Here is a 23460-nt window from a genome sequence, read left to right as displayed (position 1 = left end):
CAAGGAAGGCGGCCCGCCATGCACGGGATGCACGGGATGCACCGAGACCCAGCGGCTCCGAGGAGCCCGAGACGACGGCGGCGAACAGCCGCGACGATCGCGACGCTCAGTGTCGCGGCTCTGGCGACGATCGGCATGATGGCGCCTGCGAGCGCCGTCCTGCCGGGCGTCGCCCCCCAGGACGACAGCGGCGGCGCGGCCGCTGTCGCGCCGCTCGCGGTGGCCGGTGAGTACACCGACCGGTTCCTGGAGATGTACGACAAGCTCCACGACCCGGCGAACGGCTATTTCTCACCGCAGGGGATCCCGTACCACGCAGCAGAGACGCTGATGGTCGAGGCTCCGGACTACGGGCACGAGACGACGTCGGAGGCGTACAGCTTCTGGCTCTGGCTGGAGGCGTCGTACGGCCAGGTCACGGGGGACTGGGACCCGTTCAACCAGGCCTGGGACACGCTCGAGGACAACATGATCCCGACGACGGAGAACCAGCCGACGAACGGCGCCTACAACCCGGCGGACCCGGCGACGTACGCTCCGGAGCACGACCATCCGAGCGAGTACCCGTCTCAGCTCGACACCGGGGTGTCCGTCGGCTCGGACCCGATCGGCTCCGAGCTGCGGCAGACGTACGGCACGTCCGAGGTCTACGGCATGCACTGGCTGTCGGACGTCGACAACATCTACGGCTTCGGCGCGGCGCCGGGCTCGTCGACCCTGCAGGGACCAGACCACCCCGGCCCCTCGTACATCAACACGTTCCAGCGGGGTCCGCAGGAGTCGGTGTGGGAGACCATCCCGCAGCCGTCGATCGACGACTTCACCTACGGCGGGCCCAACGGCTACCTCGACCTGTTCACGGGCGACGCGAGCTACGCGAAGCAGTGGAAGTACACCAATGCCCCGGACGCCGACGCCCGCGCCATCGAGGCCGTGTACTGGGCCAAGCAGTTCGCCGAGGCACAGGGTGCGGGCGACGAGATCGCGGGCACCGTCGACAAGGCGTCCAAGATGGGCGACTACCTGCGCTACGCGCTGTTCGACAAGTACTTCAAGGAGCCCGGCTGCGAGTCGACGTCGTGCCCGGCGGGCAGCGGCCGGAGCTCGGCGCACTACCTGCTGTCCTGGTACTACGCGTGGGGCGGCGCGCTGGACACGTCCGGCCCGTGGGCCTGGCGCATCGGGTCGTCGCACGCGCACTTCGGCTACCAGAACCCGCTCGCGGCGCACGCGCTGTCGACGGACCCGGACCTGGTCCCGGCGTCACCGACCGCGCAGGACGACTGGTCGGAGAGCCTGGACCGGCAGATCGAGTTCTTCCAGTGGCTGCAGTCCTCCGATGGCGGGATCGCCGGTGGGGCGACCAACAGCGTCGGCGGCGACTACAGCGCCCATCCGGCCGGTGCCAGCACGTTCTACGGCATGGTCTACGACGAGGACCCGGTGTACGAGGACCCGCCGTCGAACCAGTGGATCGGTATGCAGGGCTGGGGCATGGAACGGATCGCGCAGCTCTACCACGAGACGGGTGACGCGCGGGCCGAGGCCATCCTGGAGAAGTGGGTGCCGTGGGTGCTGTCGGAGATCACCGTCACCGACACCACCTGGGAGGTGCCGTCCACGCTGTCGTGGTCCGGCCAGCCCGACACGTGGGACCCGGCGGACCCGGGCAGCAACGCGGGGCTGCACGTCGAGGTGACGGACCACGGGCAGGACGTCGGCGTCGCGGGTGCTCTCGCCCGCACGCTGATCTACTGGGCGGCCGCGTCCGGCGACGAGCAGGCGGCCGACGAGGCGGGTGCCCTGCTCGACGCCATGTGGGCCCAGGACAGCGATGCCATGGGGGTCGCCACGGTGGAGACCCGCACGGACTACGGCCGGTTCGACGACGAGATCACTCCCGGTGGCAACGGCACCTACGTGCCGCCGGGCTGGTCGGGTACGAACCCGAACGGTGACGTGGTCGAGCCCGGGGTGTCGTTCCTCGACATCCGGTCGTTCTACCAGGACGACCCGATGTTCCCCGAGGTCCAGGAGTACCTGGACGGCGGTGACGCGCCGCAGTTCACCTACCACCGGTTCTGGGCCCAGGTCGCCGTCGCGACGGCGATGGCCGACTACGACCGGCTCCTGGGTGACGGCGCCGGCGAGCCGGACACGCAGGCGCCGACGGCGCCGTCCGGTCTTCAGGTAACCGGCACGACGGCGTCCTCCGTCTCCCTGACGTGGGCCGCCGCCACGGACGACGTGGGCGTCACCGGTTACGAGGTGCTGCGGGACGGCGCGGTCGTGGCCCGCTCGAGCACGACGTCGTACACCGACACGGGCCTGGACCCGGAGACCGCGTACGCGTACACGGTGCGGGCGTACGACGCCGCGCGCAACGTCTCGCCGCCGTCCGGCGCGGTCACGGCGACCACCGACGACGGCCCGGTCGTCGAGCCGGGTGGCTGCACGGGCGCGCTGACCGTCGTGAACCAGTGGGGCAGTGGCTTCCAGGCGGCCGTCCGGATCACCGCGGGCAGTGCTGCGATCGGCGGCTGGACCGCGAGGTTCGACCTGGCACCGGCGTCGTTCGCGCAGGGCTGGAACGGGCAGTTCAGCACGTCGGGCTCGTCGGTGACCGTGTCCGACGTCGGCTGGAACGGGTCGCTCGCTGCCGGGGCGTCCACCGAGGTGGGGTTCACCGGGAACGGCACCGCGCCGTCGTCGGTGCCGGTGACCTGTACGGCTGACTGAGCGGAGTCGGTGACAGATCGCCGACGGAGGGGCCCGCGGACGTCGTGTCCGCGGGCCACCTCCATCTTCGTCGGGGCGATCAGCGCGGCGGAACGATTCCCGTCCGGCCCTCCCAGGTGCCGTGCTCCGCGAGCGGGCGGAAGCGGAACGTCGCGAACTCGTGGTGGAAGTCCCGGCGCCGGCGTTCGACCATGGCGTCCGCGTGCCGCCGGTCCGCGGGGACGCCGGAGCGGCCGTGCACCATGGTCCAGTCCGGGGACAGTGGTGCTCGACGACGGCCGCAGCAGCGCGCGTGCCGTCGCGGCCGCCGGCAGCTCGGCGAGGTGGAAGGTGTGGATCATCGGGCGGGCTCCATCTTGTAGTGGAGACGCATCATCCAGGTGCGCCACATCCGCAGCTCGTGGTCGGTACGGAGCACACCGTACGGGTCGGTGTACAGGCGGAAGGTCTCGTGGAGCGGGACGCGCGCCGCGAAGTCCCGTCCGCCGTCGTGGACGACGACGTACGCGCCGTCCTGCCCGAACCGTCCCGGCGGCGACTCCAGGACGAGTCCACCCTCGTCGGTGACGACCGGGCGCAGGAACACCTGGACGTTGCCGGACTCGAGCGGGAACGCGACGTGCACGCTCGGCCCCGCCGAGCCGGGGAGCCGGCGCGCGGAGTAGCAGCCGCTGAACACGTAGCGGCCCGAGGGGCGGAGCGTCCGCAGCCACGCGGCGCCGACCTGCTCGCCGTCCCGGTCGCGGAGCACGCGGACCCGGCTGTCCATCCCGTGCGCGACGTCGAGCGGGCGCATCGGGAGGGACAGCTGCTCGATCCGGCGGCCGAACACCCGCGCGATCAGCTCACCCGCCGGCCAGAACAGCGGCGACCACCCGGTCCACACCTCCATGTGCCAGGCGGCCGTGTGCTCGTAGAAGTCGCGGATCCGCGGTTCCAGCCGGGACGCGTCGAACCCGGGTCCGTCGAGGACCGTCATCGCTGGAAGCAGGCCCGGCGCTGCTGCCGGGTCCGTCGGCGCGGCGCCGTCGTCGACCGTGCCACCGTGGCGCTCGGCCTCGGCGGCGAGCCAGCCGTCCCCGACCGTGGAGGAGTTGCTCATCGGGGCGCGCAACCACGAGTGGTCCGTGGCGAGGTCGACACGCCTGCCGACCAGTCGCCAGAACTTTCGGGACCCGAGGTCCAGCAGGTGGTTCACGAGAACGCATCCTTGCAGGTCCGGGAACGCCCCGCGCCGAGCTGTCGCCACATCGCCGGCCTGCAGGATCCTGCAACCTGCTCCCCGGCCCGCGTACTTCACTGCGGTCATGCGAATCAACCGACAGATCAAGCGCATGCTGACCGCGGTACTCGGCGTGACTCTGGGAATGACCATGCTCGTCGCCTCGCCGGCAGCGGCGGCGACGCAGATCGCGCACAAATGCGAGGGAAACCAGGCCGGCGACCAGATCCTCCGCTGCGCCAACGTGGAGATGTCGTCCCCCGGGGTCTTCAACGCCCATGCCCGGGTTGCCGACAAGGCCAACGGGAACAACTACAGCGTCCAGGTCATCGAGGTCCGCCTCCAGTACAACTACGGCGGCACCTGGTTGAACCTCCGGGACAAGTTCCCCGCGGACAACTGGGAACCAGTCCAGGACATCGCGCGCACCACCTCGTGGTCGTGCGGTTCCTCGGCGCGCAAGCTCGTCCGGGCGCAGGCCTACGTGCAGTGGCTGCGGAACGGCTCCGTGGGCGGGGACTGGGTCACCACGCCGTCGGTGTACATCTGCCCGCGTAGCTGACCGCAGCGCCGGGACGCCCCGTCGCCCCGACCGGGGCGACGGGGCGTCCCGGCGCTGCGGGGAGCTCAGGAGATCTTGACCGACTCCGCGCTGTTGTTGAAGCCGTACACGTTCAGGTTTGCGGCCTGGTCGATGAAGGGCGTCGAGCTGCCCGTGAAGTTGGTGCCGTTGTACAGCTTCACGTCGCAGCCGTGGTACGTCTTCACCGAGTTGATCTTGTTCCGATTCGCCGCGCTGATGGTGAAGCGTCCTTCGTTGTCCCCGGTGCCGCTGGTGCAGCCGACGGAGTACCGCGGGTTGTAGATGACGATCTGGAATCCCTCGACGCCGTGCCGGGTGACGTTGAAGTTGCTGTATTGGTAGAGACGGGCGACCACGAGCCCGCTGCCGACCGGGTAGCCGCTCTTGCAACCGGTCGTCCCGTCGAGCACCGCGCAGTAGTAGAAGGTCTGGGCCTGGGTACCGATCTCGCCGGCCGCCGCTTCCTTCGCCAGTACCTCGTCGATGGTGAGCGTCTCCGTGGCGGGCTGCGCCTGGGCCGCGCCCATGGGAGCGGCGAGCAGGAAGGCAGAACAGAGGACGGCGATCGCGGCTGCGACAGGACGGATGATCCGCATGGTGTTGCTCCTCGTATCTCAGTGCGTCCCCGCTGTTCGGGGAACGAACGGGCGCCATCGTGCCGCCGCCCGCCGTCGGCACGTTGCAGCAACCTGCAACGTGCGCTCCCGCGGCGAAGCCGGTTCGGCAGACGCCGTTCAGGCGGTGACGGCGCTCAGGTACTCCCGTAGCCGGACACCTGCCACGAACCGCGTCGGCGCGTCGAGCAGGTCGAGGACCGCCGCGACCTCGGTGCGCACCGTCCGGACGCTCACCCCGAGCCGCCGGGCGATCTGCTCGTCCGACGGGCACGTGAGCATGAGCGTGACGACGCGCCGCTGGCGCTCCGACAAGATGTCGACCACCGGAGCCTCGGCAGCGCACGGATACATCGTGCTGCGCACCGCCTCCCAGTAGCCGCGGGCGGCATCCAGGCAGGCCGCGTCCCGTACGGCGACCACCGTCGGCTCGCCGCGGATCGTCGGTCCGTCGAGGAACACCTCCGCATCGTCGATGATCTTCATCTGCACCGGTGCGTAGCCGAAGTAGTACGCCGCCGGATCCTCGGCGGACAGAACCAGCCGCACCTCCGGGTCCAGGCCGTCGAAGTGCCAGATGCTGGTCATGCGCAGGCCGTTCTCCATCACGGTCGTGTTGTTCGGGAGACTCACGGCGAGCTGGCCGATGGTGCCCGAGTTACGGATCGACTCGAGGGTCCGCCAGGACGGCACCTCGAGGGCCATGTTCCGATTGATGCTGATCGTGCCGCGGCCGACGAAGCGCGCGGCGACCCGCTGGCCGCGCTCCATGGCGCGGCTGACCCGTGAGCGTTCGGTCTGGAGCCGAGCCAGCTGGTCGAGCACCCGTAGCCGTCCCGGTAGGGGGAACCTTCCCGAGTCCAGGTACGCGGAGAAATCCATGTTGAGCAGCGCGCGCTGGTTCATCGGTCCCCTTCATGCCCTCTGCGGCGGTCGAAAGCCCGGTACCGCCTCGTGGACGTTTCTAACAGAACGACGCGCGTCGGGACAGGAAAGTTGTCGGGCAGCCCTCCTGGAATCGGCTAGCGTCGGGGCGTGCTGCTACCCGAACCGTCGGTGCCGGGGGCGGACCTGCCCGTCCGGGCGGTCCTGCCCGCCATGGTCGACGCCGTCCGGTCGCGCGGTACGGCGGTGCTGGTCGCGCCGCCCGGGTCGGGCAAGACCTCGCTGCTGCCGCTCGCGCTGGCCGACGCGCTGGGCGGCACGATCCTCGTCGCCGAGCCGCGCCGGATGGCGACCCGCGCGGCCGCGACCCGCCTCGCGGCGCTGGCCGGCGAACCGCTCGGGCAGCGGATCGGTTACGCGATGCGCGGTGAGCGCAGCGGCGGCACGGGACTGCGGGTCGAGGTGGTGACGACGGGGCTCCTCGTCCGGCGTCTGCAGCAGGACCCGGAGCTGCCGGGCGTCTCCGCGATCGTGATCGACGAGTGCCACGAGCGGCACCTCGACGCCGACCTGCTGCTCGCGCTCTGCGTCGACGTCCGGTCGAACCTCCGGGACGACCTGGCGATCGTCGCGACCTCGGCCACGGCGGACACCGTCCGGCTGAGCCGCGCGCTGGGCACGGACGTCCCGGCCCCCGTGATCACCGCGACCGCCGCACTGTTCGACGTGGCCGTCGAGTGGGCGCCGCCGCCGGTTCCCGCGCCGCTGCTGCCCGGTGGGCGGGTCGACCCGCGCCTGCTGGACCACGTGGCCGCCGTCGTCCGGCGTGCGCTGGCCGAGAACGACGGCGACGTCCTCGTGTTCGTCCCGGGGGAGGCCGAGATCAACGGTGTGGCGCGCCGGTTGGCCGGTGAGAACGTCCTGCCGTTGTTCGGCCGCCAGTCCCGGGCCGAGCAGGACCGCGCGCTGGCGCCGTCCGCCACCCGGCGGATCGTGGTCACGACGTCGGTCGCGGAGAGCTCGCTGACCGTGCCAGGGGTCCGGGTCGTCGTCGACTCGGGTCTGGCCCGGGAGCCGCGCACCGACCAGTCCCGAGGCCTGGGCACGCTGGTCACCTGCCGGGTCTCGAAGTCGTCGGCCGACCAGCGGGCGGGTCGCGCCGGGCGGGAGGCGCCCGGCCGGGTCTACCGGTGCTGGTCCGCCACCGACCACGGGCGCCTCGACGATCATGCGGCGCCGGAGATCGCGATCGCCGACCTGGCGGCCTTCGCCCTCGACCTCGCCGCATGGGGTGCGCCCGCTGGTGCTGGTCTGACCCTGCTCGACGTACCGCCGGTCGCGGCGATGACAGCGGCGACCGAGCTGCTGGGCCGGATCGGCGCCGTGGACGACGCAGGCCGGATCACCGCTCGTGGCCGGCGGATGGCGGCGATCGGGGCGCACCCCCGTCTCGCTCGCGCGCTGCTGGACGGCGCGCCGCGCGTCGGCGCCGACCGGGCGCGTGAGGTCGTCGCGATGCTCTCGGACGACTCCGCCCGCGGCTCCGGCGACGATCTGCCCGCTCGCTGGAGGGCCCTGCGCCGTGGCGACGACCGCGGAGCCACGGCCCGCTGGCGCGAAGAGGTGAAGCGCCTCGGTCGGGGCACGGGCCGGCTGTCGGGCGCGCCGTCCGGCCGGGAGCCGCGCGGAGTGCCGGACGACCTCGCTGCGGGGATCGTGGTGGGGCTGGCGTATCCGGACCGGATCGCGCGGGCTCGGGGAACCGACTCGGCGACCTACCAGATGGCCGGTGGTACAGGTGCGGCCCTGGATCCACAGTCGCCGTTGCGGACCACCACCTGGCTGGCGATCGCGGTCGCCGACCGGGCCCCGGGCCGCGCCGACGCCAGGATCCGTTCGGCGGCGCCGATCGAGGAGGCCACGGCCCGGGACGTGGCGAGCGACCTCGTCTCGACGACCGGCCAGATCCGCTGGGACGACGGCCGGATCGTGACGCGACGGGTCGAGACGCTCGGCGCGATCGTGCTCAGCGACCTGCCGCTGGCGAAGCCCGACCCGCTGCTCGTCCAGGCGGCCGTCCGCGACGGCATCCGGCGCGGCGGGCTGTCCGTGCTGCGCTGGTCGGAGGCCGCGCTCACCCTCCGGGAGCGGCTCGCGTTCTGCCACGCCCACCTCGGCGACCCGTGGCCCGCCGTCGACGACGAAGCGCTGCTGGCCGGTCTCGACGACTGGCTCGGCAGCGAGCTCGCCTCGGTGCGCGGTGCGCGCGATCTCGCCCGTATCGACGTGGCCTCGGCGCTTCGGCGACTGCTGCCGTGGCCTGCGGCGGCCCGGTTCGACGAGCTCGCACCGGAGCGGCTCCGGGTCCCGTCCGGCTCGCAGGTACGGCTCGCGTACGACGGCGTCGAGCCGCCGGTCCTCCCGGTGAAGCTGCAGGAGGTGTTCGGCTGGACCAGGACCCCGACCGTCGCGGACGGTCGGGTCCCGGTCGTCCTGCACCTCTTGTCGCCGGCACAGCGCCCGGTCGCGATCACGAGCGATCTCGCCTCGTTCTGGAAGCAGGCCTATCCCCAGGTCCGTGCAGACCTGCGCGCTCGCTACCCCCGCCATCCGTGGCCGGAGGATCCGCTCACGGCGGTCCCGACCGGACGAGTGAAACCACGCCGGTGAACCGGGCAGCCCTGGTCAGTGCTCGATCGGGGTCACTGCTCGAGCAGGCCGGACGGCGTCGTCGCCGGCCCTGAACGCCGGGTGCGCAGCCACACCACCACCGCCGCGCCGACGAACACGAGGCTGCTCGCGATCACCAGGCTGGGGCTCACGGGCGCGGAACGGTCGAGCCGCTCGGCGAGGTCGGCGTTCAGCGCGATCCAGAAGATGAACGTGAGCGTGTTCACGACTGCGTGCAGCACGATCGCGATCTCGAGCCCACCGGTGCGCCAGGTGATGAACGCCGTGGTCACGGAGAAGATGACGTAGAAGAGGTTCCACATCGGATTCCCCGTGGTGTGGATCGCGGAGAAGATCACGGACGACACGCCGATGCCCAGGATCAGTGACGTGGTGCGGCCGCGCCCCCAGCTCGCCGCGATGCGGAAGACCAGTCCACGCAGGCCGTACTCCTCGCCCGCGCACTGCAGGGGCACCAGCAGGAAGCTCGCGACGAGCAGCCAGATGACGTCGCTCTGCAGCCACTCGGTGGTCCGGTAGGGCGTCACGTGCTCCGAGATCGCGAGTGCTATCAGCAGTGTGGGGCCGACGGCCAGCAGCCCCTTCCCGAACAGGCCGAAGCGGAAGCGAGAGACCACCGAGGTCAGCGATGCGCCGCGCACTCCGTAGAGCCAGCGCTGGAGGACCATGCTCCACGGCACGAGCAGTGCGGTAGCGATCAGGCTGGCGGCATGCGCCACCGGGGTGAGTACCCGGCCCTCGTCGTCCGGCCCGCCCGGCGAGAGGAGCCCGTCGACCCAGGCGCCGAGATAGTAGAAGGCGAAGATGAAGGCGAACATGCCCCCGACGAGAAGTGCGATGGCAAGGATGCCGCGACCGACGTGACGTCTCTCTCCCGCCAGTACCCGGTGGTACTCCACCCCGGGTGGAACTGATGCCTGGTGAGGCCCGGTGGCCAGGGCCTTCTTGTCTCCGTGGTCGGAACGGTGGTTGGAACGCACGCTGCTTCGTCCTCTTCTGCCGCGATCGGGTGATGGGTGCTTGCCTGAGCAATTCCAGACCCTGACGTAGCGTCGGGCTCAAGCCCCGGGGCCGTGAGGTGGCGCACACCACCTGGCCGAGACCGCCCCGGTTATCCTGACCCGCATGTCCATCACCTCTGCCCTCGGGGACGACTGGGTCCCGGCACCGGACGGGATCCGGGAGCGTTCGGCGGCTCGCGTCATCCTGCTGGACGCCGAGGGCCGGGTCCTGGTGGTGCGTTCGCACGATGTGAACCAGCCCGAACGGTCCTGGTGGTTCACGGTGGGCGGCGGCATCGACGCGGGGGAGACGCCCGAGCGGGCAGCGCTGCGGGAGCTCCACGAGGAGGTGGGCATCACGCTCGACGTGGGCGACCTGGTGGGTCCGGTGCTCACGCGGACGGGCATCTTCGAGTTCTTCGCCGAGACGTGCCGTCAGCACGAGGTCTTCTACCTCGCGCGGACGCCGGAGGCGGTGGAGATGACGGACGTCGGCTGGACCCCCGCCGAGCGGGAGCTGCTCGACGAGCTGGCCTGGCTGACGGCGGCGGAGCTGCGCGACCAGCCGCTGGAGGTGTTCCCACCCGAGCTGCCCGACGTCGTCGACCACCTCGTGGCGGGCTGGGACGGACAGGTCCGGCACCTGGGCGAGCAGTTCGACGACTGAGCCGCACGTAGAATGAATAGTTGTGAGTACACCGACCATCGGCGTCCTCGCCCTGCAGGGCGACGTCCGTGAGCACCTGACCGCCCTGGAGTCCGTGGGCGCGCACGCCGTGTCCGTCCGGCGCCCGGCCGAGCTGGCCGCCGTCGACGGGCTCGTGCTCCCCGGCGGGGAGTCCACGACCATCGACAAGCTGCTGCGCATCTTCGAGCTGCGCGACCTGCTGCAGACCCGGATCAAGGAGGGTCTGCCGGTGTACGGGTCGTGCGCGGGGATGATCCTGCTCGCCGACCGGATCCTGGACGGGACCGCCGACCAGCAGACAGTCGGCGGCATGGACGTGGTCGTGCGGCGCAACGCGTTCGGGCGGCAGGTCGACTCGTTCGAGACCGACCTCGACCTCGTGGGCATCCCCGACGTCGACGGCGGCGGGCCTGTGCGTACCGCGTTCATCCGCGCCCCCTGGATCGAGGAGGCCGGGCGCGACGTCGAGGTGCTGGCGCGCATCCCCGCCGTGGATACGCAGGGCCGTCCTGTGGCGGCCGCCGGTAGGATCGTCGCAGCACGGCAGGGTCCGCTGCTCGCCACCGCCTTCCACCCCGAGATCACGGGGGACACACGAGTGCACGGGTTGTTCGTCGGCATGGTTGCGGGCGGCTGAGCGCTTTCCCCGCTACCGTTCGACCCCGTATTGAAACCCGAAGTCAATAAAGCCATCGGAAAAGCAAGGAGTCAGGTAGAGGCATGTCAGGTCACTCAAAGTGGGCCACGACCAAGCACAAGAAGGCCGCGATCGACGCCAAGCGCGGCAAGCTCTTCGCGAAGCTGATCAAGAACATCGAGGTCGCGGCGCGCACGGGTGGTGGCGACCTCGCCGGTAACCCCACGCTGTTCGACGCGGTCCAGAAGGCGAAGAAGTCGTCGGTCCCCAACGACAACATCGACCGCGCGCTGAAGCGTGGCTCGGGCGAGGGCGCCGACGCCGTCGACTACCAGACCATCATGTACGAGGGCTACGGCACCAACGGCATCGCCGTGCTGGTGGAGTGCCTCACCGACAACAAGAACCGCGCGGCCTCCGAGGTGCGCCTGGCGTTCAGCCGCAACGGCGGAAACCTCGCGGACCCGGGTTCGGTGTCGTACCTCTTCTCCCGCAAGGGCCTGATCGTGGTCCCGAAGGCCGACGGCGTGGGCGAGGACGAGGTCATGCTCGCCGCTCTCGACGCCGGCGCCGAGGACGTGACGGACCAGGGCGAGGTCATCGAGGTCCTGACCGAGGCCACCGACCTGGTGTCGGTGCGTACGGCCATCCAGGAAGCCGGCATCGAGTACGACTCCGCCGACGTGATCTTCCACCCCTCCATGCAGGTCGAGGTGGACGTCGAGGGTGCTCGCAAGATCATGCGCCTCATCGACGCGCTCGAGGACAGCGACGACGTGCAGAGCGTCTTCGCGAACTTCGACGCGAGCGACGAGGTCATGGCCGCCCTCGACGAAGAGGAGTGACCTAGAAGGTAGCCGTTGGTCGAGCCTGTCGAGACCCTGCCCGGCGTCATGAGAACCTGACGCCATGCGCGTACTAGGGGTCGATCCGGGCCTGACCAGGTGCGGAGTGGGTGTGGTGGACTCCCTGCCCGGGCGCCGGGCGCGGATGGTCGCGGTCGGGGTGATCCGCTCCGAGCCGGAGCTGTCCACCGACCTGCGGCTGCTCAAGATCGCCGAGAATCTGGACATGTGGCTCGACGAGCACGTGCCCGACGTCGTCGCGGTCGAGCGGGTGTTCGCGCAGCACAACGTCGGCACGGTGATGGGGACCGCCCAGGCGGCGGGCCTGGCCATGGTGGCCGCGGCCCGCCGAGGCGTCCCCGTCGCCCTGCACACGCCGTCGGAGGTGAAGGCCGCGGTGACCGGTTCCGGCCGTGCCGACAAGGCCCAGGTGACGACGATGATCACCCGCATCCTCGACCTCGACGAGGCACCGAGACCCGCCGACGCCGCCGACGCGCTGGCCCTCGCCGTCTGCCACCTGTGGCGCCCCGCCGGAGCGCTGCAGGGCGGCGACCGGCACGAGCTCACCCCGGCGCAGCGCGCCTGGGCCGCTGCGGAACAGGCAGCGAAGCAGCGCCCCCGCCGCTAGCCGTGCCAGGCTCGGCCGGGCAGGGGTGCGGGCAGATGCCGACGGCGGCGTGGTGCGAGGGACCGGGTGGTCCGGCTTGTTAGGGTCGTCGCACGACTGTTCGAGTGGGCCTCGACGAGCTGGATCACCGAGGCCCCATCCACGACCCGAGAAGGGGGACCCCGTGATCGCCTCGCTGACGGGAACCGTGGCCCATGTGGGCCTGGACCGCGCGGTGGTCGACGTCGGCGGCGTCGGCTACCTCGTGCACGCCACGCCCACCACGCTGGCCACGCTGCGCGTCGGCGAGACGGCCGGCGTCGCGACGAGCATGGTGGTCCGCGAGGACTCGATGACGCTGTACGGGTTCGGCGACCCCGACGAGCGCGACGTGTTCGAGGTGGTGCAGACAGTGTCCGGCGTCGGGCCACGCCTGGCGCTCGCGATGCTCGCGGTGCACACCCCGGACGCGCTGCGCCGGGCGGTCGCGGGTGAGGACCTCGCCGCGCTGACCCGGGTCCCGGGCATCGGCAGGAAGGGCGCGCAGCGCATAGTGCTCGAGCTGGGGGACCGGCTCGGGCCGCCGTCGGAGGCGCTCACGGGCGTCGGCCCGGTGGCCGAGCCCGCCGCGAACGCGGGCGACCACTCCGAGCGCGTGGTCGAGGCCCTGGCGGGCCTCGGCTGGCCCGCCAAGCAGGCCGACGACGCCGTGGCGAAGGTGCTCGCCGACGCCGGGACCGACGCGATAGCGGCCGACGAGGTCGCGACCACGCTCCGTGCCGCGCTGCGCCTGCTGGGAGGACACCGTGGCTGAGGTCTCGGCGGGCTCGACCACCGGCACGGGTACGACCGGCGAGCGGGACCGGATCGTCGCCCCGAGCGCCGACGAGATCGAGCGCGCCGCCGAGGCCGCGCTGCGGCCCAAGGGCCTGGACGAGTTCGTGGGCCAGCGGGTGGTACGTGACCAGCTCTCCTTGGTGCTGCAGGCGGCCATCGCCCGCGGCAACCCGCCCGACCACGTCCTCCTGTCCGGGCCGCCAGGGCTCGGCAAGACCACGCTGGCCATGATCATCGCGGCCGAGCTCGGCGCGCACATGCGGCTCACCAGCGGCCCCGCGATCCAGCACGCCGGCGACCTGGCCGCCGTCCTGTCCTCGCTGGAGGAGGGGGACGTGCTGTTCATCGACGAGATCCACCGCCTGGCCCGCCCCGCCGAGGAGCTCCTGTACGTCGCGATGGAGGACTTCCGGGTCGACGTCATCGTCGGCAAGGGCGCCGGTGCCTCGGCGATCCCGCTGGCACTGCCGCGGTTCACCGTCGTCGGCGCGACCACCCGCTCCGGCCTGCTGCCCGCCCCGCTCCGGGACCGCTTCGGCTTCACCGGCCACATGGACTACTACTCGGCCGAGGAGCTGGAGCGCGTGATCCTGCGCTCCTCCGGGCTGCTCGGCGTGCACCTGGAGCACGCGGCGGCGCACGAGATCGCCGGCCGCTCCCGTGGCACCCCCCGCATCGCCAACCGCCTGCTGCGCCGCGTGCGCGACTGGGCGCAGGTGCGCGGCGACGGACGCCTCGACCTGCACGCCGCGCGGTCCGCGCTCGAGGTCTACGAGGTCGACCCCATCGGCCTGGACCGGCTCGACCGCGCGGTCCTCACCGCACTGTGCACCCGGTTCGGCGGCGGGCCCGTTGGCCTGTCCACGCTGGCCATGACCGTGGGCGAGGAGGCCGAGACGGTGGAGACCGTCGCCGAGCCCTACCTCGTGCGCGAGGGCCTGATCGGGCGTACCCCGCGGGGTCGCGTGGCGACCCCCGCGGCATGGGAGCACCTGGGACTCACACCTCCGGTGTCGAGCGAAGGGTAAAGATCAGTCACTGCGAGAGTAAAACATGTCTTGTCAACAGTAGATGAAAGCTCGCCAGAGCTCAGATATCTTCTCGCTTGGGTAAGCAAAATGACATACAGTCCTTCCGGTGAAGGATCCGCACCCTTCTGGGTGGCGGCTGGTTGTATGGCTGTTGCGTGCTTGTCAGTGTCACGGGGGCATGTCGCCGGATCCTGATCTTCGGTGTCGGACGGGCCGGCGCCGGCGATGGAGGAGGGTCTATGAGAACGAGATCTGTTTCAGTCATGTTGGTTGCTCTGGTCCTGGGCTTCTCTGCCCTTGCGATCCCAGCCCCCGCTGTTGCGGATGACGGCTACAAGAACCTGCCGGTCGCAAAGGCGAACCCGCACATCTCGCGCGAGGTAATCGTGTCGCTGCCCGAGGTGATGCAGAAGTCGGACGTCAAGATCGCCGACGACATTCGGCCGGGCACGCTGTTCTACTACCCGAACGGGCAATTGGTGGAAGGGCAGGAGCGGAGGGCTCTAGAGCTTGCGGCGCGGTGCCACAGCATCCTGATCGGCGCTCTGCCGGGTGGCGCTTGGAGCGGTGAGTCGCGGTGCCAGACTGCCCTCCTCGGGCGTCCGGGGTTGAAGGCATACTATGAGTGGAACACCAACGCAGCGTCCGAGGGTTCTGCTTGCCTTCAGGTACGTGGCTTTAACACGAGCGGATCTCGCACGTGGTACAACGCTGGCTGTGGGACCGCGGGCAATGTGACGGTTAACTGGGGCAACGTGGCGGCCTACCCTGCCGCAAGGGCGAGAACCTACAACATTGTCTTCGGTTGGACGGGGTTCTGGTCTGGTCCTATCTGATCCGCTGGAACGTGTGTGCCCATGTGTTGCGAGGGCACACACGTTCCGCGTCTCGGGCTGCGTCTGCGTGTCGTGCGGCCCGGGAACTTTGCCCGAGCCCTGACGTTGATCACGTGGCGCTCCCCGCGGGGGCGCCCGAGGATCCGGCCCCGGCACTACACTGGGCTGGATCCTCGTCGAACGTGCGCGACATACGAGCGCTGCTCATCCGACACCGCAATCGAACAGGGACCCTTACCGTGGAAATGCTCATTCTCGTCGCGATCCTCCTCGTGGTGATGTTCTTCATGTCCTCCCGCACCCGCAAGCAGCAGCGCGAGGCCGCGGAGTTCCGAAACAACCTCACGGTCGGGACCAAGGTCATGACCGCCTCCGGCATGATCGGCACCGTCATCGACGTCGATGACGAGACCGACCAGGTGACCATCGAGTCCTTCCCGGGCAGCCCCACCACGTGGCTCCGTGCCGCGATCTCGAAGAAGATCGAGGAGCCCCTCGCCGACGACGCGGACACCGACGACGCGTCCGATGAGTCCGAAGTCACAACAGAGGGCGAAACGGCAAGTACGATCAGCCCCGACACGAAGGACGTTCCCGACGACCTGTCTGAGCTGGACACCGCCAAGCGCGAGTACCAGGAGCAGCAGCGGCGGGACGCCGAAGCAGACGGTAAGTGACGGCCGCGCCGTCCGGTAACCCCGGGCGGCGCCGAACCCGCACCGGACGTATCCCGGTGCGCACACGAGAAGAGACAGACGTTGGCGACTGACACCCGGCGCTCGCGGCCGGTTCGCACGATCGTGCTCCTGACGATCTTGACGATCCTGCTGCCCTTCGGCGCCCTCTTGGCTGGTTGGCAGTTCGACGGAAAGTCGAGCGACAATCCTGACGGAGCGAGCCTGGCCCCTGGCCTGGCCCTTGACCTGCAGGGCGGTACCCAGGTCGTCCTGAAGGCCGTCACCTCCGACGGATCCGAGATCACCCCGGAGGCGATGGAAGAGGCCATCGGTGTCATCCGGCAGCGGGTTGACGCCAATGGCGTCACCGAGGCCGAGATCGCCGCCCAGGGCAGCGACCAGATCGTCGTCGAGATCCCCGGCGAGGTGGACGCGGCGACCGTCGCGCTGATCTCGCAGGCGGCGCAGATGAAGTTCCGCCCGGTCCTGACGATCGGCAGCCCGGTCCCGACCGTGCAGCCCTCGGCGAGCCCCTCCGCGTCCGGCGACGGTGCCGACGCGGCCGAGGACGCCGCGGCCGAGGACGCCGCAGCCGCCGAGCCGACCAAGGAGGAGATCGCCGAGCAGGAGAAGGCGATCGAGTCCGCGACGGACCCGTCCGACCTGGCGCAGATCACGCCGTCGGTCCAGGCCGCGTTCGACGCGCTCGACTGCACCGACCCGAAGAACCTCCAGGGCGGCGGTGGCGACAACCCGAACCTGCTGCTCGTCACGTGCGACGCCAGCGGTGCCGCCAAGTACATCCTCGGCCCGGTCGAGGTGGACGGAACCAGCATCACGAGCGCGAGCTCGGGTCTGCGGGCCGGGTCGAACGGCACCGTCACGAACGAGTGGGCGGTGCAGCTCGAGCTCAACAACGAGGGAACCGAGGTCTTCCGCGAGACCACCTCGCGCCTGAACACGCTGGAGACCCCCCGCAACCAGTTCGCGATCACACTGGACGGGATGGTGATCTCGGCACCCTCGCTCAGCCCTGGCGTCGTCATCACGGATGGCCGTCCGGAGATCTCCGGCTCCTTCACCCGCGACTCGGCCGCCACGCTCGCCAATCAGCTGAGCTTCGGTTCGCTTCCGCTCACCTTCGAGGTCCAGGGGCAGAACACGATCTCGGCCACGCTGGGTTCCGAGCAGCTGCAGCGCGGTCTGTTCGCCGGTCTGATCGGTCTGGCGCTCGTCGTCGTCTACTCGCTCTTCCAGTACCGCACGCTCGGTCTGCTGACCGTCCTGTCGCTGGTCGTGGCCGGTGCGATGACCTACGTGGTGATCGCGCTCCTGAGCTGGGGGATGGGCTACCGCCTCTCCCTGCCGGGTATCGCCGGTCTGATCGTGGCCATCGGCTTCACGGCGGACTCGTTCATCGTGTACTTCGAACGTATCCGTGACGAGCTGCGTGACGGGCGCTCGCTGCGGCTCGCCGTCCAGCGTGGCTGGCTCCGTGCGCGCCGCACCATCTACGCGGCCAAGGCGGTCAACCTGCTCTCCGCGGTGATCCTGTACTTCATGACCGTCGGCGGGGTGCGCGGCTTCGCGTTCACGCTCGGTCTGACCACGATCATCGACGTCATGGTGGTCATCTGGTTCACCCACCCGGTCATGGAGCTCCTGGCCAAGGTGCCGTTCTTCCGTGACGGCCACAAGGCGTCGGGCCTCTCGGCCGACCGTCTGGACGTCGCGCCGCGGTACCGGGGCGCCGGTCAGTTCTCCGGACCGCAGTCCGCCGTCGCCTCTGCCCCCGTCGCCGACGCGCCGGACCGGGAGCGTGAGCTGGTCTCGGCACAGTCCGTGAGCAAGGCGCCCCGTGTCGCCGAGGACGGCCGCAGGATGACTATCGCGGAGCGGCGTGCCGCCGAGCGCAAGGCTGCCGCCGAAGCGGCTCAGAACGAGGAGAAGCACTGATGGCTCGCGGCGGCTTCGCCCAGTGGGGCAACGACCTCTACACGGGGCGTCGGTCCTACCCGATCATCCAGAAGAGGCGGGTCTGGTTCTCGATCGTCGGCCTCTTCTCGGTCGCGTCGATCCTCATCCTCGTGTTCCAGGGCCTGAACCTCGGTATCGACTTCCGCGGTGGTTCCGAGTTCACGGTCTCGGGTACGTCCAACACGGACCAGGACATCGCGATCGACACCGTCGCCGAGGTGGCGCCCGGCCATGAGCCGCACGTCACCCAGGTGGGTGGGGACGGCGTCCGGGTACAGGTCTCGCAGCTGGACAACGACCAGACCACCGCACTCCAGAACGCGCTGGGCGAGGCGTACGGCGTGGAGACGTCGGAGGTCACGGCGAACTTCATCGGTCCCACCTGGGGCGAGTCCGTGAGCATGCGCGCCCTCTGGGGCACCGTCGTGTTCGTCATCGCCGCGGCGGTCTTCATGGCCGTCTACTTCCGGGCGTGGCGCATGTCGGTGGCCGCCATCGTCGCGATGCTCCTGGACGTCCTGGTCTCGGCCGGCGTCTACGCGCTGATCGGCTGGGAGGTCACGCCGTCGACGATCATCGGCTTCCTGACGATCCTGGGCTTCTCGCTCTACGACAAGATGGTCGTCTTCGACAAGGTCCGCGAGAACTCCGTGGCCCTGACCGAGCAGACGCGCAGCACCTACGCCGAGCGCGCCAACCTCGCGGTGAACCAGACGCTGGTCCGGTCCATCAACACCTCGGTGGTGGCGCTGCTGCCGGTCGCGGGCATCCTCTTCGTCGGTGGCTTCCTCCTGGGCGCCGGTACGCTGAAGGACATCTCGCTGTCGCTGTTCGTGGGTATCGCGGTGGGCGCGACGTCGTCCATCTTCCTCGCGACGCCGCTGGACGTGGCGCTGCGCGAGGGCGAGCCCAAGATCGCCGCGCACACCAAGAAGGTCATGGACCTGCGTGCGGGTCTCGCGGCGGAGGGTGCCGACGAGAGCATGCTGGCCGCTGCGGCGTCCGGTTCCGCGCAGCTGGTTCCCGGGCATCACCAGGGACATACCGCTCAGCCCAAGCGTCGCCGGTAGGCTCCGCTTCGTGGCAGACGACATGACCGACGTCGCCCTCTCCGGCCTGCTGCCGGAGAGGGCGACGCGCGTTCGCGACCTGATCGTGGACGTCCCAGACTTTCCTTCTCCGGGCATCCTCTTCAAGGACATCACCCCGCTCCTGGCCGACGCCGAAGGGCTGGCCGACGTGATCGAGGCGTTCACCCGTCTGGCCATGGCCGACGGGGTGGACGTAGTGGCGGGTATGGAGGCGCGCGGCTTCCTGCTCGGTACGCCCGTCGCTCACGCGCTCGGCCTGGGGTTCCTGCCCCTGCGGAAGGCAGGCAAGCTTCCGCCGCCCACCGAGAGCGTCTCGTACGACCTCGAGTACGGTTCGGCGACCATCGAGCTGCGCTCGGGAACACTCACCCCCGGTGCGCGTGTTCTGATCATCGACGACGTTCTCGCCACGGGTGGTACCGCGGCGGCGGCCGCACAGCTGGTGGAGCAGTGCGGCGGAGTGGTGGCAGGACTGGCGTTCCTGCTCGAGCTCGAAGCACTCCACGGCCGGGACAGGCTTCAGGGCCATAACGTCGATACCCTCCTGCGGGTGGGCACGACGTTTCGGTGACTGAGCCGTACGGACGGGGAATAGAGGTCCAGGGCTAGACTGGCGACTCCGGGTTCGGACCCGGGGAAGGAGGCGCGTACATGGCTGAGAACACGGTGTCACGCGCTCCCGTGCCCGAGAAGAATCCGCCGACGCCGCCCGGTGGCAACCGGATGCGGAACCGGCTGGTGCGTCTCGGTGTGCGCAGCGTGAGCGGTGGTTCACCCGCGGCGATCGAGCCGCTCCTGCAGGCGATCCGCAGCAACCATCCCAAGGCCGACGTCGCGCTGATCGAGCGCGCGTACGTGGTCGCCGAGAAGGCGCACCGCGGCCAGATGCGCAAGAGCGGCGACCCGTACATCACGCACCCCGTCGCCGTGTCCACGATCCTCGCGGAGCTCGGCTTCGAGGGCACGACGATCGCCGCCGCGCTGCTGCACGACACGGTGGAGGACACCGACTACTCGCTGGACTCGTTGCGCACCGACTTCGGCGACGACGTCGCGCTGCTGGTGGACGGCGTCACCAAGCTGGACAAGGTGAAGTACGGCGACGCGGCGCAGGCCGAGACCGTGCGCAAGATGGTCGTGGCGATGGCCAAGGACATCCGCGTGCTGGTCATCAAGCTGGCCGACCGTCTGCACAACGCCCGCACCTGGAAGTACGTGCCGTCCAAGTCGGCGGAGCGCAAGGCGCGCGAGACCGTCGAGATCTACGCGCCGCTGGCCCACCGGCTGGGCATGAACACGATCAAGTGGGAGCTGGAGGACCTGTCCTTCCAGGCCCTGTACCCCAAGGTGTACGACGAGATAGTCCACCTCGTCGCGGAACGGGCCCCCGCGCGCGAGGAGTACCTCGGCGTGGTGCGCGGCCAGATCGAGTCGGACCTGCGCAGCGCCAAGATCAAGGCGACCGTGACGGGCCGGCCGAAGCACTACTACTCGATCTACCAGAAGATGATCGTGCGCGGTCACGACTTCGCGGAGATCTACGACCTCGTCGGCACGCGCGTCCTCGTGGACACCGTGCGCGACTGCTATGCGGCGCTCGGCGCCATGCACGCGCGGTGGAACCCGGTCCCCGGCCGGTTCAAGGACTACATCGCGATGCCGAAGTTCAACATGTACCAGTCGCTGCACACGACGGTGATCGGGCCGGGCGGCAAGCCCGTCGAGATCCAGATCCGTACGCACGACATGCACCGCCGCGCCGAGTACGGCGTCGCGGCGCACTGGAAGTACAAGGAGAAGACGCCCGCCGGCGCGGGTGCCGGCGACCCGAAGAACCAGGACATGGCCTGGCTGCGCCAGCTCGTGGACTGGCAGCGCGAGACCGCCGACCCGGCGGAGTTCCTCGACTCGCTGCGGTTCGAGATCGGCGGCGACGAGGTCTACGTCTTCACGCCGAAGGGGATGGCGATGGCGCTGCCGGGCGGCGCCACGCCCGTCGACTTCGCGTACGCCGTGCACACCGAGGTCGGCCACCGCACCATGGGCGCCCGCGTGAACGGTCGCCTGGTGCCGCTCGACTCGCCGCTGGAGAACGGCGACGTCGTCGACGTCCTCACCTCGAAGTCGGAGACGGCGGGCCCGAGCCGGGACTGGCTCGGGTTCGTGAAGTCCCCGCGGGCGCGGAACAAGATCCGCCAGTGGTTCACCAAGGAGCGCCGCGAGGAGGCCGTCGAGACCGGCAAGGACTCGATCGCGAAGTCCATGCGCAAGCAGGGCCTGCCGATCCAGCGCCTCATGTCGCACGAGACCCTGCTCGGGGTCGCGGACGAGATGAACTACCAGGACGTCACGGGTCTGTACGCGGCCGTCGGCGAAGGGCTGATCTCCGCGAACAACGTGGTGGAGAAGCTCGTCAAGGCGCTCGGTGGCGCCGACGGCGCCGAGGAGGACATGGCCGAGGCGGCCCGGCCCGGCGGCCTCACCGCGCGGCGCGTGCGCTCGGGCGACCCGGGCGTCATGCTCAAGGGCTCCGACTCCGCCGACGTGTGGGTCAAGCTCGCCAAGTGCTGTACGCCGGTGCCGGGCGACGACATCGTCGGCTTCGTCACCCGTGGCCAGGGCGTGAGCGTGCACCGTTCGGACTGCGTGAACCTGGACGGTCTGCGCAAGCAGCCGGAGCGCCTGGTCGAGGTCGAGTGGACGCAGGGCGCCAACACGATGTTCCTGGTCCAGATCCAGGTCGAGGCGCTCGACCGGTCCCGCCTGCTCTCGGACGTCACCCGCGTGCTGTCCGAGAACCACGTGAACATCCTGTCGGCGTTCGTCTCGACGTCGGACGACCGGCTCGCGGTCTCCCGGTTCATCTTCGAGATGGCGGAGCCCGCGCACCTCGCGACCGTCCTCGCGGCGGTCCGGAAGGTCGAGGGCGTGTTCGACGTGCACCGCATCACCGGCACCAAGCCGGTGGAGCGACCGCAGCTGCCGGTCTGACCGGGTTCCCGAACCACCGGGTGAGCGGCCCGACCAGGTCTGCCTGGTCCTCGCCGACCCACACCACGTGGCCGTCCGGCCGGAGCAGCACAGCCGGCGCGTCCAGCTCCGCGCCGGGGTCGGCGACGCGCGTCACCCGGTCCGCCCACCCGGCCACGGAGAGGCGCCCGGTCCGGTCGAGCAGCACCCTGCGGCCGTCGTGCATCCGCTCGTAGAGGCGGCCCTGCTCCAGCCGGATGTCGCGCAGCCGCCGGCCGAGCAGCGCGTGCCCCTCGCCGACGTCGTAGCGGATCCCCGTCGCCATGACCTTCTCGGCCAGGCGCCGGTTCACGTCCTCGATGTCCATCAGCTCGGACAGCAGCCGGCGCACGGCCTGGGCGCCGGGTTCCAGGGACAGCAGCTCGCCCTGGGCGCGCGTGTTGTCCAGCACGTCGGCCGCCACCGGGTGGCGTTCGGCGTGGTAGCTGTCCAGCAGGCCCTCCGGCGCCCAGCCGCTGACCTCGGCGGCCAGCTTCCAGCCCAGGTTGAACGCGTCCTGGACCCCGAGGTTGAGCCCCTGCCCGCCGTACGGCGGGTGGACGTGCGCGGCGTCGCCCGCGAGCAGCACCCGGCCGACGCGGTAGCGGTCGGCCAGCCGGGTGGCGTCACCGAACCGGGACAGCCAGCGCGGCGAGTGCGCGCCGAAGTCGGTGCCGGCGAGCTTGCGCACCTGCTGCCTCAGCTCGTCCAGGGTGGGTGATGTGGCCCGGTCCTCGGCGACACCCTCCGCGGGTGCGCCGATGCGGAACAGCCCGTCCCCGAGCGGCATGGCGCCGAACTCCCGCTGGGTCTTGCGCACCTCGGTGACGACGGCGTCCACCTCCTCGGGCGGCGCGGTCAGCTCCACCTCGCCGAGCAGCGTCTCGCGTCGGGCGGGTTCACCGGGGAAGCCGACGCCGAGGAGCTTGCGCACGGTGCTGCGGCCACCGTCGCACCCGACGAGGTAGCGGGAGCGCAGCCGCGTCCCGTCCGCGAGGTCGGCGGTCACGCCGTCGTCGTCCTGGCTCAGGCCGACCAGCTCGCGGCTCCGGCGGATCTCGATGCCGAGGCTGACGGCGTGCTCGGTCAGCAGACGCTCCGTGGTGGGCTGCGGGATGCCGAGCACGTACGGGTAGGTGGTGTCGAGGCCGCCCTGCGTCGGCTTGCTGATCCCCGCGAAGCCGCCCACCGGGTACTGCTTGCCGAGCGGGAGGAATCGGTCCAGGAGTCCTCGCTGGTCCAGCACCTCGACGGTGCGGGCGTGCAGCCCCAGCCCGCGGACCACCTTGGTCGGCGCTGCCTCCCTGTCCAGCACGAGCACATGCACGCCCCGCAGCCGCAGCTCGCTCGCCAGCATCACGCCGGTCGGCCCGCCGCCCACCACTGTCACATCGATCATCGACTTCCCCCGTCAGCTCGCGATACCCGCAGGCTCTGGCCTGAGCCGCCGATTCTGCGTCACGACGGGGGTCTTGCCGCAAGACCCC

The 23460-nt window shown here is 70.4% G+C and carries 21 protein-coding genes; 15 read left to right on the top strand and 6 right to left on the bottom strand.

The annotated features are described in order from the left end of the window. Positions 1-138 precede the first annotated feature (138 nt). Complete coding sequence (locus ACQEVI_RS00870) at positions 139-2739, top strand: glycoside hydrolase family 48 protein (protein ID WP_432893723.1); 2601 nt, start codon at positions 139-141, stop codon at positions 2737-2739. A 79-nt stretch (positions 2740-2818) separates the two neighbouring features. Here ACQEVI_RS00870 and ACQEVI_RS00865 read toward each other — a convergent pair whose 3' ends face one another. Together ACQEVI_RS00865 and ACQEVI_RS00860 are read right to left on the bottom strand one after the other, a co-directional pair. Beyond that, positions 2819-2983, bottom strand: coding sequence for a hypothetical protein (locus ACQEVI_RS00865; RefSeq protein ID WP_432893721.1), 165 nt, complete (start codon positions 2981-2983; stop codon positions 2819-2821). Between the two features lie 93 nt (positions 2984-3076). Next, a complete protein-coding gene (locus ACQEVI_RS00860; RefSeq protein ID WP_432893719.1) occupies positions 3077-3937 on the bottom strand; it encodes a hypothetical protein in 861 nt (286 codons plus the stop codon). A gap of 109 nt (positions 3938-4046) precedes the next feature. Between ACQEVI_RS00860 and ACQEVI_RS00855 the strand changes: the two genes are divergently transcribed. Further along, positions 4047-4523 carry a hypothetical protein gene (locus ACQEVI_RS00855; protein WP_432893717.1) on the top strand — a complete coding sequence of 159 codons (477 nt, stop codon included), beginning with the start codon at positions 4047-4049 and terminating at the stop codon, positions 4521-4523. Between the two features lie 65 nt (positions 4524-4588). Here the strand turns inward: ACQEVI_RS00855 and ACQEVI_RS00850 are convergent, their stop codons facing one another. Both ACQEVI_RS00850 and ACQEVI_RS00845 read right to left on the bottom strand, forming a co-directional pair. Further along, positions 4589-5140, bottom strand: a complete 552-nt coding sequence (locus ACQEVI_RS00850) for a hypothetical protein (RefSeq protein WP_432893715.1) — start codon at positions 5138-5140, stop codon at positions 4589-4591. A 138-nt stretch (positions 5141-5278) separates the two neighbouring features. Next, on the bottom strand, positions 5279-6064 hold the full coding sequence (locus ACQEVI_RS00845; protein ID WP_432893713.1) for a LuxR C-terminal-related transcriptional regulator: 786 nt from the start codon (positions 6062-6064) through the stop codon (positions 5279-5281). Positions 6065-6193: 129 nt separating this feature from the next. Between ACQEVI_RS00845 and hrpB the strand changes: the two genes are divergently transcribed. Continuing rightward, on the top strand, positions 6194-8713 hold the full coding sequence (gene hrpB, locus ACQEVI_RS00840; protein ID WP_432893711.1) for an ATP-dependent helicase HrpB: 2520 nt from the start codon (positions 6194-6196) through the stop codon (positions 8711-8713). 32 nt (positions 8714-8745) lie between these two features. Here hrpB and ACQEVI_RS00835 read toward each other — a convergent pair whose 3' ends face one another. After that, a complete protein-coding gene (locus ACQEVI_RS00835) occupies positions 8746-9552 on the bottom strand; it encodes a lysostaphin resistance A-like protein (protein ID WP_432893709.1) in 807 nt (268 codons plus the stop codon). A 307-nt stretch (positions 9553-9859) separates the two neighbouring features. On the opposite strand from ACQEVI_RS00835, the gene ACQEVI_RS00830 reads away from it, so the two are divergent. From ACQEVI_RS00830 to ACQEVI_RS00775, 12 genes are all read left to right on the top strand, one after another. Further along, positions 9860-10402, top strand: a complete 543-nt coding sequence (locus tag ACQEVI_RS00830) for an NUDIX hydrolase (RefSeq protein WP_432893707.1) — start codon at positions 9860-9862, stop codon at positions 10400-10402. Between the two features lie 22 nt (positions 10403-10424). After that, positions 10425-11060: a pyridoxal 5'-phosphate synthase glutaminase subunit PdxT gene (pdxT, locus tag ACQEVI_RS00825; RefSeq protein WP_432893705.1), complete on the top strand. Its 636-nt coding sequence runs from the start codon at positions 10425-10427 to the stop codon at positions 11058-11060. An 83-nt stretch (positions 11061-11143) separates the two neighbouring features. After that, positions 11144-11905 (top strand): YebC/PmpR family DNA-binding transcriptional regulator, encoded by a 762-nt coding sequence (locus ACQEVI_RS00820; RefSeq protein ID WP_432893703.1) that lies wholly within the window; start codon positions 11144-11146, stop codon positions 11903-11905. A gap of 64 nt (positions 11906-11969) precedes the next feature. Beyond that, positions 11970-12536 (top strand): crossover junction endodeoxyribonuclease RuvC, encoded by a 567-nt coding sequence (ruvC, locus tag ACQEVI_RS00815; RefSeq protein ID WP_432893701.1) that lies wholly within the window; start codon positions 11970-11972, stop codon positions 12534-12536. A gap of 163 nt (positions 12537-12699) precedes the next feature. Beyond that, positions 12700-13329 carry a Holliday junction branch migration protein RuvA gene (gene ruvA, locus ACQEVI_RS00810; protein WP_432893699.1) on the top strand — a complete coding sequence of 210 codons (630 nt, stop codon included), beginning with the start codon at positions 12700-12702 and terminating at the stop codon, positions 13327-13329. Next, the gene (ruvB, locus tag ACQEVI_RS00805; RefSeq protein WP_432893697.1) at positions 13322-14380 is read left to right on the top strand and encodes a Holliday junction branch migration DNA helicase RuvB; all 1059 of its coding nucleotides are present in this window, start codon (positions 13322-13324) and stop codon (positions 14378-14380) included. The genes ruvA and ruvB overlap by 8 nt, the downstream gene beginning before the upstream one ends. 242 nt (positions 14381-14622) lie before the next feature. Beyond that, positions 14623-15219, top strand: a complete 597-nt coding sequence (locus ACQEVI_RS00800; RefSeq protein ID WP_432893695.1) for a hypothetical protein — start codon at positions 14623-14625, stop codon at positions 15217-15219. A 245-nt stretch (positions 15220-15464) separates the two neighbouring features. After that, positions 15465-15896 carry a preprotein translocase subunit YajC gene (gene yajC / locus ACQEVI_RS00795; RefSeq protein WP_432905737.1) on the top strand — a complete coding sequence of 144 codons (432 nt, stop codon included), beginning with the start codon at positions 15465-15467 and terminating at the stop codon, positions 15894-15896. A gap of 81 nt (positions 15897-15977) precedes the next feature. Continuing rightward, a complete protein-coding gene (secD, locus tag ACQEVI_RS00790) occupies positions 15978-17852 on the top strand; it encodes a protein translocase subunit SecD (RefSeq protein ID WP_432893693.1) in 1875 nt (624 codons plus the stop codon). After that, on the top strand, positions 17852-18943 hold the full coding sequence (gene secF / locus ACQEVI_RS00785) for a protein translocase subunit SecF (RefSeq protein WP_432893691.1): 1092 nt from the start codon (positions 17852-17854) through the stop codon (positions 18941-18943). Before secD ends, secF begins: the two co-directional genes overlap by 1 nt. Before the next feature lie 22 nt (positions 18944-18965). Beyond that, the gene (locus ACQEVI_RS00780; RefSeq protein WP_432905734.1) at positions 18966-19535 is read left to right on the top strand and encodes an adenine phosphoribosyltransferase; all 570 of its coding nucleotides are present in this window, start codon (positions 18966-18968) and stop codon (positions 19533-19535) included. An 80-nt stretch (positions 19536-19615) separates the two neighbouring features. After that, a complete protein-coding gene (locus tag ACQEVI_RS00775) occupies positions 19616-21955 on the top strand; it encodes a RelA/SpoT family protein (protein ID WP_432893689.1) in 2340 nt (779 codons plus the stop codon). On the opposite strand, the gene rox is transcribed toward ACQEVI_RS00775, so the two are convergent. Beyond that, positions 21912-23372: a rifampin monooxygenase gene (rox, locus tag ACQEVI_RS00770; protein ID WP_432893687.1), complete on the bottom strand. Its 1461-nt coding sequence runs from the start codon at positions 23370-23372 to the stop codon at positions 21912-21914. The genes ACQEVI_RS00775 and rox overlap by 44 nt on opposite strands. Positions 23373-23460: the final 88 nt, after the last annotated feature.

Origin of the sequence: Promicromonospora sp. CA-289599 (assembly GCF_050936155.1) — a bacterium.
Classification (GTDB): domain Bacteria; phylum Actinomycetota; class Actinomycetes; order Actinomycetales; family Cellulomonadaceae; genus Promicromonospora.
This window is presented reverse-complemented; position numbering and strand designations above follow the sequence as displayed.